General features: G+C 53.5%; 11 protein-coding genes. 4 read left to right on the top strand and 7 right to left on the bottom strand.

Annotated elements, in window-relative coordinates; all coding sequences use genetic code 11:
- Positions 1–53: 53 nt before the first annotated feature.
- Genes pstC through phoU form a run of 4 tightly spaced genes read left to right on the top strand, consistent with a single transcriptional unit; the run spans position 54 to position 4288 of the window.
- The gene (gene pstC, locus OS190_RS13990) at positions 54–1430 is read left to right on the top strand and encodes a phosphate ABC transporter permease subunit PstC (RefSeq protein WP_267159338.1); all 1377 of its coding nucleotides are present in this window, start codon (positions 54–56) and stop codon (positions 1428–1430) included.
- 10 nt (positions 1431–1440) lie between these two features.
- The gene (gene pstA, locus OS190_RS13985; protein WP_267159337.1) at positions 1441–2739 is read left to right on the top strand and encodes a phosphate ABC transporter permease PstA; all 1299 of its coding nucleotides are present in this window, start codon (positions 1441–1443) and stop codon (positions 2737–2739) included.
- 23 nt (positions 2740–2762) lie between these two features.
- Positions 2763–3560: a phosphate ABC transporter ATP-binding protein PstB gene (pstB, locus tag OS190_RS13980; RefSeq protein WP_267159336.1), complete on the top strand. Its 798-nt coding sequence runs from the start codon at positions 2763–2765 to the stop codon at positions 3558–3560.
- Between the two features lie 11 nt (positions 3561–3571).
- Positions 3572–4288, top strand: a complete 717-nt coding sequence (gene phoU, locus OS190_RS13975) for a phosphate signaling complex protein PhoU (protein ID WP_267159335.1) — start codon at positions 3572–3574, stop codon at positions 4286–4288.
- A 126-nt stretch (positions 4289–4414) separates the two neighbouring features.
- Here phoU and OS190_RS13970 read toward each other — a convergent pair whose 3' ends face one another.
- The 7 genes from OS190_RS13970 to OS190_RS13940 are packed head-to-tail and all read right to left on the bottom strand — an operon-like array spanning position 4415 to position 12336.
- The gene (locus OS190_RS13970) at positions 4415–6214 is read right to left on the bottom strand and encodes an ABC transporter ATP-binding protein (RefSeq protein ID WP_267159334.1); all 1800 of its coding nucleotides are present in this window, start codon (positions 6212–6214) and stop codon (positions 4415–4417) included.
- A complete protein-coding gene (locus tag OS190_RS13965) occupies positions 6211–7155 on the bottom strand; it encodes an acetamidase/formamidase family protein (protein WP_267159333.1) in 945 nt (314 codons plus the stop codon). Before OS190_RS13965 ends, OS190_RS13970 begins: the two co-directional genes overlap by 4 nt.
- Positions 7155–8780 (bottom strand): ABC transporter substrate-binding protein, encoded by a 1626-nt coding sequence (locus OS190_RS13960; RefSeq protein ID WP_267159332.1) that lies wholly within the window; start codon positions 8778–8780, stop codon positions 7155–7157. The genes OS190_RS13965 and OS190_RS13960 overlap by 1 nt, the downstream gene beginning before the upstream one ends.
- Positions 8781–8827: 47 nt before the next feature.
- Positions 8828–9748: an ABC transporter permease gene (locus OS190_RS13955; protein ID WP_267159331.1), complete on the bottom strand. Its 921-nt coding sequence runs from the start codon at positions 9746–9748 to the stop codon at positions 8828–8830.
- Positions 9748–10644, bottom strand: a complete 897-nt coding sequence (locus OS190_RS13950; protein WP_267159330.1) for an ABC transporter permease — start codon at positions 10642–10644, stop codon at positions 9748–9750. Before OS190_RS13950 ends, OS190_RS13955 begins: the two co-directional genes overlap by 1 nt.
- Positions 10622–11230, bottom strand: coding sequence for an ANTAR domain-containing response regulator (locus tag OS190_RS13945; RefSeq protein WP_267159329.1), 609 nt, complete (start codon positions 11228–11230; stop codon positions 10622–10624). Before OS190_RS13945 ends, OS190_RS13950 begins: the two co-directional genes overlap by 23 nt.
- Entirely contained in the window at positions 11227–12336 is a 1110-nt protein-coding gene (locus OS190_RS13940; protein WP_267159328.1) for a transporter substrate-binding protein, read from the bottom strand. The genes OS190_RS13945 and OS190_RS13940 overlap by 4 nt, the downstream gene beginning before the upstream one ends.
- Between the last annotated feature and the right edge of the window lie 85 nt (positions 12337–12421).

Below are 12421 nucleotides of genomic sequence, written 5' to 3'. Positions count from 1 at the left end.
GACGGCCCGGGGTCCTTGCGGACCCCGGGTAAATCCCTTGAAAGAACAGGCATATGACCACGCTACCATTTATCCTACTCATTGCTGCAGTCCTGAGTGGCTACATGATTAACCGACTGGCTGCCAAGGCAATCCGTGATAACGGTATCAAAATGCACTCCATGATTTCCTATCATGGTATGTTCTCGGCCCTCTTGATCCTCGTCCCTGTCCTGACGTTGATACTGCTATGGTTGGTGTTTAAGGGCCCTGTGACCGACAGTATCATCATGAATGGTTTGCCTGATCTTGCGCTTGTTGGCCGGGATGTCGGAGGTGTCCAACTGGTCCTGGCCGAAATCAAATCCGTAGCGAGCGGGCGTATATTTGGAACCCCTGAGCCATGGAAAATCGATGCGGCGGGCCGTTTTCTTGAGATCAGCAACACGGCGGATCGGCTTTTGATTGGGGTGGTTGCTGCACTCGCCCTTGTTTTGTTGTTGTTTGCGAGGTCGCGGGTTTCACATGATTTTCGTGCGCGTCAGGGCGTTGAAGGCATTGTATCGGGGTTGATGATCTTGTGCTCGACGATTGCGGTTTTTACGACCATTGGCATCGTGGTTTCCCTGACCTACGAAACCATTCGTTTTCTGGATGCAGTGCCGCTTTCGGAATTTTTGTTCGGAACAAACTGGGAGCCACAAATTCCCCTGCGCGAAGACCAGATTGCCGCAGAGGGGGCGTTCGGCTGGCTTCCTGTCTTTCTGGGAACACTGGTGATTACGGTTATTGCCCTTTTGGTTGCGGTGCCTGTCGGGCTGTTTTCGGCGATTTACCTTAATGAATTTGCCCCCAAAAAGATGCGTTCTTTCGTGAAGCCGATGCTTGAAATACTCGCGGGTGTGCCAACGATTGTTTATGGCTTTTTTGCAATTCTGGTGGTCGCGCCTGCCATGCGTAGTTTTGGCCAATCAATCGGTTTGGATGTCGCGCCCAATACTGCGCTCGCCGCGGGTGGTGTAATGGGTGTGATGCTCATTCCCTTTATTTCATCATTTGCCGATGATGCGTTGTCGGCCGTGCCGCAATCACTTCGTGACGGCGCTCTTGCTCTTGGCGCAACGCGTGGTGAAATGATGACGACAGTTCTGTTCCCGGCGGCCTTGCCTGGGATTGTCGGTGGTGTATTGCTGGCTGTCAGCCGTGCAATTGGCGAGACAATGATCGTCGTGATGGCGGCGGGACTGATCGCAAAGATGACAATCAATCCATTGGATAGCGTGACGACGGTTACAGTTCAGATTGTTACACTTCTGATCGGCGACACTTCCTTCGACAATCCGAAAACCCTCGCGGCATTTGCCCTCGGCATGATGCTGTTTCTTGTCACTCTGATGATCAACATTTTCGCTTTGCGCGTCGTGCGCAAATACCGCGAAGCCTACGATTGAGGTATCTGTAATGACCGATATGACGATTGGTGACGTGACCCCCTGCAGCAGATCGCTGAAACGGGTTGCCGCGACCTTGAAGCGGCGGCGCCGCAAACAAGCGCTGCTGCAATGGATTGGTCTTGGTGCAATATCCATCGCTTTCATCACGCTTTTCATTCTAATTTCCTCTCTTGTCTCAACGGGATGGCAAGCTTTTTCACAAACACATCTGACCTTTGAGGTTTTTGTGGACCCAGCAGAAATATCCGCTGCGCGACTGCCGCGCGGAGGATTTGACGATGCCCTCGTTGTTTCTCTTGGCAAACTTTTGGAAAACGCTGACATGTCTGACCGGGATACGGCGCGCGCTGTCGAAGGTGTTCTGTCCAATGGTGCACAGTTCCAACTGCGTGATCTGGTTGTGGCGGATCCTTCATTAATCGGTCAGACCATAACCCTGAAAGTGCCGGTAGCGGATACTTTCGACCAATTGAACAAGGGGTTGATCGACCGCGACACGCCAGAGGCGCTTCGCCGTGTCAAGAACAGAGAGATCGCGTGGTTTGATGAACTGAAAGCACAGGGTGCGATAACCAAACCGTTCAACCTTGGCCTGTTTGTCAACGCCGATTCACGTTTCCCGGAACTCGCCGGCCTAAAGGGCGCGCTTGTGGGATCTTTCTGGGCTTTGTTGGTCTGCTTTCTGATTGCCTTTCCGCTGGGCATAGGTTCTGCGATCTACCTTGAAGAGTTTGCCCCAAAGAACAAACTGAGCGATTTCATCGAGGTAAACATCAACAACCTGGCTGCGGTGCCCTCTGTCGTTTTCGGCTTGCTCGCGCTTGCGGTCTTTATCGGATGGTTCGGATTGCCGCGTTCCGCGCCCTTTGTAGGTGGTTTGACACTTGCACTAATGACGATGCCGACAATCATCATTGCCACCCGCACCGCACTCAAGGCTGTACCACCTTCGATCCGGGAGGCGGCATTGGGGCTGGGAGCATCACGACAGCAGGTGGTGTTCCAACATGTTCTGCCACTTGCGATGCCCGGTATTCTGACAGGGACAATCATCGGACTTGCACAAGCACTGGGAGAAACCGCGCCGCTTCTGCTCATCGGCATGAATGCCTTTATTACTTCCGCCGCCAGCAGCCCGTTCGATAGTGCAACCGCGCTTCCAACCCAGATTTTCATCTGGGCGGATAGTCCTGAACGGGGCTTTGTCTCGCGGACCTCGGCAGCGATCCTCGTGCTGCTCGGTTTTCTCGTCATGATGAATGCAGTCGCAATCTATCTAAGACAGAAATTTGAACGCAAGTGGTGAGCGCCGAAACCAAGGAAACAGAAATGAATGATATGCGAAAAATAGAACCGGACGTAACGAAGACCGCTGCGAAAATCACAGCAAGGGAAGTGAACGTTCACTACGGCGATACCCATGCAATCAAGAACGTCGATGTTGATATAGCTGACAAAACGGTGACAGCCTTTATCGGGCCCTCTGGCTGTGGCAAATCGACATTCTTGCGCTGCTTGAACCGGATGAATGACACGATCGACATCTGCCGCGTAGCGGGAAGGATCGAATTGGATGGCCGAGATATTAACCATAAATCGGTCGATCCGGTACAATTGCGTGCGCAGGTGGGCATGGTATTTCAAAAGCCAAATCCATTCCCGAAATCGATCTATGACAATATTGCCTATGGCCCGCGTATTCACGGATTGGCGCACTCCAAAACGGACCTTGACGAGATTGTCGAGAAATCGCTTCGACGCGGGGCGATCTGGAACGAAGTCAAAGACCGACTGAACCAACCTGGAACTGGACTCTCCGGTGGTCAGCAACAGCGTCTTTGTATCGCCCGTGCGATTGCGACTGAACCGGAAGTATTGTTGATGGATGAACCCTGTTCGGCACTTGATCCTATTGCAACAGCGCAGGTTGAAGAACTGATTGATGAGCTTCGCCAAACCTATTCCGTGGTGATTGTGACCCACTCCATGCAGCAGGCCGCGCGCGTTAGCCAGAAGACGGCTTTTTTCCATCTCGGTAGTCTGGTTGAATTCAACGATACCGACCAGATTTTCACCAACCCTCAAGATGGCCGTACAGAAAGCTATATCACTGGCAAGATCGGTTGAGGAATTGATCCATGAATGAAAAACATATTTTGACAGCCTTTGACCGCGACCTTGATGTGATTCAGGGTGCGATGATCAAAATGGGAGGGCTGGTGCGCATCTCCCTTTCCGACGCTGCAACTGCGTTGATTTCGGAAGATACGAACCTGGCCGAAAAGGTGCGTGCCGGCGACCGTGCCATTGACGCTCTTGACCAGAAAGTGAAAATCGACACGGCCAAACTACTTGCTTTGCGTGCGCCAACTGCGGGTGATCTGCGTTTCGTATTATCGGTTATGGAGATCAGTTCACATCTGGAAAGATGCGGAGACTATGCCAAGAATATTGCCAAACGAACCATTGCGATGGCGGGCGGCTGCGAAATCAACGGAACGCCGGCTGCCTTGGGGAGAATGTCCAAGTTTGCCGAAACGATGATCAAGGATGCACTTGAGGCATTTATTCAGCGCGATGTTGAGAAAGCCCGTGAGATTATCGCAAGGGATGTAGAAGCTGACCAAATTTACAACACGCTGTTTCGGTCGCTTCTGACACATATGATGGAAGATCACCGCAATATCACAGTCGGAATGCACCTTCACTTCATCGCCAAGAACATCGAGCGGGTAGGTGATCATGCAACCGGTATAGCAGAGCAGACTGTCTATTTGGTGACGGGTGATATGCCAGAGGATGATCGCCCGAAACAAGATTTTGTAACACCGGCATCCGAAGGGGCGGAGAACTAATGCCGGGACTTGTTGGCCAGCGCGTTCAAAACCGCCTTGGCCGACCAGCAAGGTCGGCGTTTGTTGTCGCTAACGGATCAGCCGCCTGGCTTGAAGAACGGTCATAACCTCTGGATGATCGCAACTTTATTCGATGGCAATCATGTGTCCGTTGCCTGCATTTTCCAATGTTACATGAGGTACCGTTTCACTGATCAATCTGACGGGGCTGGGCACATCGCCGACAAGCCGGGCAAGGGTTTGGCGTTCACGGGTTGGATCCGCCGTCGGCACTGCAGAAATCAACCGCCTTGTGTAGCTGTGGCGCGGCGTGCCAAAGATCTGTTGACAGCTTCCCATTTCGACAATTTGTCCGAGGTACATCACGGCTACGCGGTCCGATATGTTTTCGACAACGGCCATGTCATGCGAAATAAACAAGAAGGACACGCCTAGATCTGATACCAGTTCTTTCAACAACACCAGTACCTTGGCCTGTACTGTCACGTCCAATGCGGAAACGCTTTCATCGGCGATAATCAATTTGGGATTAAGTGCAAGTGCTCTGGCGATACAGATGCGCTGCCGTTGACCGCCCGAGAACTCGTGAGGATAGCGTTCAATCTGATCACGTGACAGTCCCACACGTTCGAACAGGTATTCGACCCTTCGTTTTTGTTCAGCGACGCTGCCAACGCCATGAATGACAAGAGGCTCGCGCACAAGTTCACCAACACGCATACGCGGGTCAAGAGAGGCCATGGGATCCTGGAACACCATCTGGATTTCGCGTCGGACTTGATTGTCGATGGTGCCGTAGGGCGGGCTGATGTCGATGCCATTGATGCGAATACGTCCCGAATGTTTGACCAGTCCAACCATCGCTTTGGCGATGGTTGATTTGCCACATCCGCTTTCGCCGACCAGCGAAAAAATTTCTCCCTTGCGTATGTTCAGGCTGACGTTTTCTACTGCGTGGACACGGTGGGTTACGCGACCGAGAATGCCACTGCGCACGTTGAAGCGCACAACAACGTTTTCAAGTTCTGCAACATAGGGATCTTCATTGGGCTTGTTGGCGGAAGCTGACGCCAAACCGTCGCCCAGACAGGGCACAGCGTTGAGCAGATCGCGGGTGTAGGCTTCGCGAGGTTGGGAAAACAGCGACACAACGTCATTTTCTTCGACAAAATGGCCACCCTTCATAACCAGAACGCGATCAGCCATTTCGGCGACAACGCCCATGTCATGCGTAATGAGGATCAATGCGGTTCCCATCTCGCGTTGTAGATCACGCAAGAGATCCAAAACCTCTCTTTGGACGGTCACATCCAACGCAGTGGTGGGTTCGTCCGCGATGAGTATGTCGGGTTTCAGCGCAAGTGCCATTGCAATCATGACCCGTTGGCGCATACCGCCGGACAATTCGTGGGGAAATTGGTTAAGCCGTTTTTCGGGTTCTGACAGGCGGACAGATTTTAATGCGGCCAAGGCGCGGGCGCGGGCGTCTTTGAAAGAAATTGACTCATGCGCGCAGATCGCCTCTGCAAGTTGGGTCCCTATTTTCATGACCGGATTGAGAGAAGTCATCGGTTCTTGAAAGATCATGGCAATCCGGTTGCCTCTGATCTGCCGCAGCGCACTTTCCCCAAGTGTAGTGAGCTCTTGTTCGCCAAAATGGATCGACCCGCCGGTAACGCGCACGGCAGGGGGCGGCAGCAACCCCATAATGGCCAAAGAAGTTAGCGACTTGCCCGAACCACTTTCACCCGCGATGGCCAGGGTTTCACCGCGATGCAGATCAAAGCTGAGGTCATGAACAAGCGGGCGTAGACCATCCTCTGTGTTCACGGATATATTGAGATGATCAAGCCGCAATACAGGGCCAGACTCCGTGGAGGTCTCTGGGGCCTTGGCCCCAGAGCGTTTGATATTTCCATCACTCATTCGAAAACGCACCTTGGAAAGTAGAATGAGACAATCCAGTTCGGCATATCGACGATCTCAGAAATGCGCAGATCACCACAAGTGGACACCAGCATATAAGCGTCAACCGCAGACAGCCCTTGCGTTTTGCAGAGAAGGTCAACCATGCTGGAGACCGCATCTCTTGCACCTGACATGAGGTCGGGGCCGACGCCGGTCGTAACGTCATACCCTTTCGCATCCAGATGCCGCGTGACCGGGCCAGGTGTCGTGAAACGCGGCATTTTGAGCTCCGCGTTCTTGACAAGATCGACAGTCATCACCGCATCCATGGGCGATTCAATCGCCGTGCCGCAGACCTCTCCGTCGCCCTGCGCTGCATGGGTATCCCCGACTGACAACATCGCACCTGCAACTTCGACAGGCAGGTAGAGTGTCGTCCCTGCCGCAAGATCCCGGATGTCCATGTTGCCGCCAACTCTGCGCGGTGGCACAATTGAGTGCAGCCCGTCTTCGGCAAGCGCATTGCCGATTGTGCCTGCAAATGGCTTGAGGGGTACCCGCCCGTATGTGCCAAACAACGCTGGCTCCATTGTGTTCGCATCATACTTCCACAGCGTCAAAGCGGGATCGGTGAACTGGTCAGCGAGCAGGCCAAAGCCTGGAATATTGGCCGTCCAGCCAAAGCCCGAAGGTTTGAAGCTGTCGATCGTGATCTTGAGCGCATCACCCGGTTCCGCGCCTTCAACAAAGATTGGCCCGTTGACCGGGTTAATCTTGCCAAAATCCAGCGTTTCAACATCTTTCACAGTGCTGTCAGCCGTAAGTTGCCCCGCAGAGCTGTCAACACAGTGAAATTCGATTGTGGAACCAGGGGCTACCGTTTCAACCGGGACAAGCGCGTTGTCCCAGCCAAAATGGTGTTGATGGTTATGGATTGTATAGGAACAAGCGTTACACATCAGTCGGTCACATACACATAGTCATAGTTAACAGGAATAGAAACCGGATCGACATAAAGCGCATCCGCACCGCCCATACGCGGCGACCTCATGGTGTAACGCTGTTCATTGAACACCGGCACCCATGGGGCATCTTCCATGACGCTCATGTAAATTTCGCTCCACATTTCCAAACGTTCGTCCGCACGGGCGGGATCAACGATGGCATCTGCTTCGGATGCTTTGGCGTCGAGGGCTTCGTTACAGTACCAGGACCAGTTCCAGCCTCCCTGCACGGCTCCAGAGCAGCCAAGGATCGGGCCATAGAAGTTTGCGGCGTCTGGAAAATCGGCGATCCAAGCCATGCCGCCAGACCAGATCATCGGCGCTTGATCAGCTTCGCCGCCGGCCGCGATGACATTGGCCTGAGCCAGTGATTTGATGCCGGCGGTGATCCCAATACTTGCCAGATCCTGTTGAATTGCCTGTGCAATGCGTGGGTTTGGATCCGTATTCATCACATAAAGTTCGGTCTCAAATCCGTCAGCAAAACCGGCATCTGCAAGCATTGCCTTTGCGGCCGCCTGATCAAAGGCATAACCTTTGTAGTCCTTCGTATAACCGGGCATGGTCGGTGGCAGAGGTTGTGTTGCTGGGATGGCCCGTCCGTTGATGATCTGGATGATCCGTTCCTTGTTGATTGCCATATTGACAGCTCTGCGGACATCAGCGTTATCAAAGGGCGGTATCTGTGTATTCAGTGTGATATATCCCGTGTGCAGCTGGCCGCCTTCAACAACACGTTCCGCCTGAGCGGGATCGTTCATCACTTCCTGGAACTTTGCAGGTGGAATGCCATCACCTGGCACGTCGACTTCTCCGTTCTGCAGACGCAGCAATGCAACAATTGGTTCCTGACCTACTTCAAATGTAATCTGGTCAAGATAAGGGACGCCATTGCGCCAGTAATCCTTGTTCTTGGCAAAAACCAGGCGCTGACCGATGGTCCAATCGGCGAGGGAAAAGGCACCGGTACCTACGGGCTTTTTACCAAAGTCATCACCGGCTGCTTCGACGGCTTCGCGTGGGACAACCGACGCAAAGTTCAACGCCATGACATGCAAGAATGTAGCATCCGGGCGGCTCAGTTCGATCTGCACCGTTGTTGGATCAGTGATCGTCACACCTTCGAGCGTTTCAGCCTCACCGCTTGCCACCTCGTCAAAGCCTTTGATGGACCAGAAAAATCCGGCACCGGGGCTTTGTGTGGCAGGATTGGTGACACGGTTCAGGGAGTAAACCACATCTTCTGCAGTCATTTCGCGGCCATTATGGAATTTCACACCGCTTCGCAATTTGAAGGTAAAGACCTTGCCATCGTCCGAAATGGTGTAGCTTTCTGCCAGACCCGGACGGAGATCGGTTGTTCCGGGGGTATAATCCATCAGCCCGTCAAAGATCGATTTGATCATGGACCAATTTTGCCAATCATAACCGATGGCAGGATCAAGGGTGGCAACATCATCCTTATAGGTAATGACAATATTGCCGCCTGACTGGGCATTCGGATCAGGCTTATAGCCATCGGCACCCGCTGGCAGCGCAAGACAAATTGCCATCGCGGTTGTTGCAATTAAATTCTTCATAGTTTCCTCCAGTTGCAGTGAATTGTTAGGTTTTTGTTGTTTTGTTTTCATCTTGTGCGGATACGGGGATCGACCAGCAGGCTGATGAGATCGGCAAGCAGATTGCCGATGACGATCGCGGCCGCCGATACAAGGGTCACTCCCATGATGATGGGAATGTCGACACGTTGAATCGCCTGCCATGCAAGCTGCCCAATGCCGGGCCAGCCAAAGACACTTTCGACGACTACGATCCCGCCCATGAAGATGCCGATGTCGATACCGATCATCGCGATGATGGGCAGAATTGCATTGGGTAACGCATGGCGAAAAATGACGCGCAGACGGGTCAGTCCTTTGGCGCGTGCCGTGCGTACATAGTCCTGCCGCAGAACCTCAATCATGGAAGAACGCATCATTCGGCTGTACCACCCCGACCCTAAAATCCCGAGGGTCATGGAGGGCAGTACCAGATGTGCAAAGGTGCCATATCCGCCAATCGGGAACCAACCCAACTGAACCGCGAAAACGTAAAGCAATAACAGGCCGACAACGAACTGTGGGGCCGAAACGCCGATGAACGAAACGATCATCAAGGATTGGTCGGTCGCAGTACCGCGGCGCAAGGCAGCGATGACACCCATGCTCAATCCGATCAGGAGTTCGGCAAAAATGGCTCCAGCCATCAGCAGAAGAGATGCAGGGAGGCGCGATGCGATCAAGGTGCTGACCTCGGTTTTCTGGAGATAGGAACGCCCCAGATCGCCCTGAACCAGCCCGGTCAGATAGCGCCAGTATTGCACCCAAAGCGGTTGATCGAGTCCAAGCTGTTGGCGAATGTTTTCGACGGTTTGTGCGGTGGCTGAGCGTCCTGCGATCTGGCGTACCGGGTCTGCCGGCAGCCAATACAGCAGCACAAAGGTTATGAGGGAGACACCAAGCAAGATCAGCAGGGATTGTATGACCCGGCGAAGAAAGAAACCAATCATCAGTCACGCCCCCGCTGGGTCGGATCGAGAATTTCGCGCAGGGCATCTCCGACAAGGTTGAAGGCAAGGGCGAGCGTAACGATTGCAAGACCGGGAAAGAAAACCAACCATGGCGCCGCCTGAAAGTATGTCTGGTTTTCGAATATGATATTGCCCCAGCTGGGTGTCGGGGGTTGGACGCCAACACCAAGAAAGCTCAGGGTTGCTTCAAGCAGAACGGTGGTGGAAATGCCGAGAGTGCCCCAAACTATGATGGTAGGAACCAGGTGCGGAAGGATGTGTTTCACCAGAATGCGGATATGGCTTGCACCCAGTGTGCGTTCAGCGGCAATAAATTCGCGTTCAGCCAGAGAGGCGGTTTCTGCATAGAGTACCCGCGCGGTTTGAACCCAATAGACGATCGCAATGACCAATGCGACGATCCAGAGCGACGGTTGAAATATCGCCGCCAGACAGATGGCCAAGAGCAAGGCAGGAAAGGCCATCATCAGGTCGGTCAAGCGCATCAACACACTGCCGATCCAGCCGCGAAAATAACCGGCGGTTACCCCGACGATGGTACCGATCAGCAGGGCTAGGCCGTTGGCCGCGACACCAATGATAAGAGATGTGCGTGCGCCATATAGAATACGCGTAAGCAGGTCGCGGCCAAGCAGGTCAGTGCCAAGTAGAAATGCGCCTCCCGGCGGCATCGGTGCGCCGTGAATGGACAGACCATCAAACATTTGCTCGTTTGGCTCGAACGAAGTGAGCCAGGGGGCAAAGACCGCCGCAAAGACCGTTAGCAAGACCAGAAACAAGCCAAATAAAGCAAGTTTCCGCCGTGCGATTTGAACCAGAATCCCGGGTTCTTTTCTTGCGGTGACGATTGGATCAATACTCGTTGAATTGGCCATGAAGCCCTCCTTCATTCTGGGCATCGTGAACAAGTCGATGAGCGGCTTCTTCGATGGTTTCGCGCCGTGACATGGCGAGGTGGCGTAACAGAGCATATGCTTCGTCTTCACTTCGGCCCGTTGCAGCGAGCAGGGTCACTGCCTGGACAACGGTCTGTCGCTGGGACAAACGCCCCCTCAGGACATTTATTTCATTGCGCATGGTTTGGCGGACTTCGAAAGCGCGGCGCGCAATCAAGAGGGCGCTAAACACCCCTCCGTCCCCGACGGGTTTCAGGATTTGTGCATCGGCGCCCTGCGACAGGGACCATTCGATCCGTCCCGGTGCTTCTGACCCGATAAGCGCGATCATCGGCATCGGTGCCTCGCCCGATTTCCATGGAAACTGAGCATCATACCCCATATCAGCATCAAAAAAGACAAAATCTGCTGCCAGTGCCTTGGGTGGCAATTCAGGCCAGCAGTCGAAAGCCTCCAAACCGATGGGTTTGCATTGGCGGCGCAGAGATTGAACCGTCGTGTGCGGACGGTGCAGGATCGCGACCCGCAATTTACTGAGGTCCGGGATATGCAGGCGAACCTTCATTTTACGACCCGCAGGCTAGGTTGACGGACGCCCGTGCGCCGCTCGGAGTAAGACAGGTAAGGATCTGCTGGAATGTCTTCCCATTGTTCAAGGACGTGAAACGAACGATCTTTGACCTGCGCCACCAAGACGGGCAGGGCGGTATGATGGGTTTCCGTATCGATCATGGTGCGCTGCCTGTTCACCTTAAGCAGTTCGGAAATGGGGGCATGTTCAAAACCGGGATTGGCGCGCAGTAGCAGCGAAAGCTCCATCACTGCGGCCCATGAGGCAGCTTCGAGCGAAGATTCAAATTCTCGCTTTCCCTGGCAAGGCCAGCCCTTGGCTCCATGAAAGTAAGGCCCTGTCGAAATCAAACCTTCTGCGGCATCGCCGATTTTCGGGAACTCGCTTTCGGTGAGGTTGCATGAAAGGATGGGGCAGCTTTCGGGTGTGAAATAGCTGTCCCGTTTTGCCAGCGCGGCAAATGCCTTGAGAAATGCATACGAGGATTCCCCTACCAGTGAATTGAGAACGAAATTTGGCCGTGTCGCGCTGATTTCCTCGATCAGGCGATCAACATCGGTGTCATTCAAAGCAAGGTGGCGTTCCCCCAGAATCTCACCACCTGCTTCTTGAATAAGTTCGCGAGCAACCCGGTTGAGTTCCCAGCCCCAGATATAATTTGAGCCCGCCAGATACCCACGATCGCCAAAGCGCGGCAGGATCCAGCTTAACAAGGGAAGCAAGTGTTGATTGGGGCAGGCGTGTGTATAGACTACGTGATCGGAGGCTTCGAAACCTTCGTATGGCAGACTATACCACAACGTTGCCCCAAATTTTTCCAGCACAGGAATGACTTCTTTGCGGCTCCAGCTGGTGACGCAGCCAATGACATGAGAGACAGATCCTTCCGCCAGAATTTCAGTGCAAAGTGGCGCATAAAGATCGATGTTGCCTTCGGGATCCCGTTCAATCGCGTCAAAAGTAAATCCAAACGAATCGTCTTCATTTACCGCTTCGATGGCGCGTAATGCGCCACGTCTGCTTGCACGCGAAAGCCGTCCATAGCTGCCGCTTTGGGAATATAAGATGCCCAATTTCAAGGGTTTTCGCGCCAGCTTCATTTGTTCCTCCCAAAACAAAAACGCCCTGCATCATGGCCCTAAAAAGGGAGGATACAGGGCGCGAATGCCATCTGACAAAGGTCAG

The organism is Sulfitobacter sp. F26204 (genome assembly GCF_026410305.1).
Classification (GTDB): domain Bacteria; phylum Pseudomonadota; class Alphaproteobacteria; order Rhodobacterales; family Rhodobacteraceae; genus Sulfitobacter.
This window is presented reverse-complemented; position numbering and strand designations above follow the sequence as displayed.

Coding starts and splice junctions, on each gene's coding strand:
- OS190_RS13940 (WP_267159328.1), bottom strand. CDS start 12,336: ATGAAGCTGGCGCGAAAACCCTTGAAATTGGGCATCTTATATTCCCAA.
- pstA (WP_267159337.1), top strand. CDS start 1,441: ATGACCGATATGACGATTGGTGACGTGACCCCCTGCAGCAGATCGCTG.
- OS190_RS13965 (WP_267159333.1), bottom strand. CDS start 7,155: ATGTGTAACGCTTGTTCCTATACAATCCATAACCATCAACACCATTTT.
- pstB (WP_267159336.1), top strand. CDS start 2,763: ATGAATGATATGCGAAAAATAGAACCGGACGTAACGAAGACCGCTGCG.
- OS190_RS13970 (WP_267159334.1), bottom strand. CDS start 6,214: ATGAGTGATGGAAATATCAAACGCTCTGGGGCCAAGGCCCCAGAGACC.
- OS190_RS13960 (WP_267159332.1), bottom strand. CDS start 8,780: ATGAAGAATTTAATTGCAACAACCGCGATGGCAATTTGTCTTGCGCTG.
- pstC (WP_267159338.1), top strand. CDS start 54: ATGACCACGCTACCATTTATCCTACTCATTGCTGCAGTCCTGAGTGGC.
- OS190_RS13945 (WP_267159329.1), bottom strand. CDS start 11,230: ATGAAGGTTCGCCTGCATATCCCGGACCTCAGTAAATTGCGGGTCGCG.
- OS190_RS13950 (WP_267159330.1), bottom strand. CDS start 10,644: ATGGCCAATTCAACGAGTATTGATCCAATCGTCACCGCAAGAAAAGAA.
- OS190_RS13955 (WP_267159331.1), bottom strand. CDS start 9,748: ATGATTGGTTTCTTTCTTCGCCGGGTCATACAATCCCTGCTGATCTTG.
- phoU (WP_267159335.1), top strand. CDS start 3,572: ATGAATGAAAAACATATTTTGACAGCCTTTGACCGCGACCTTGATGTG.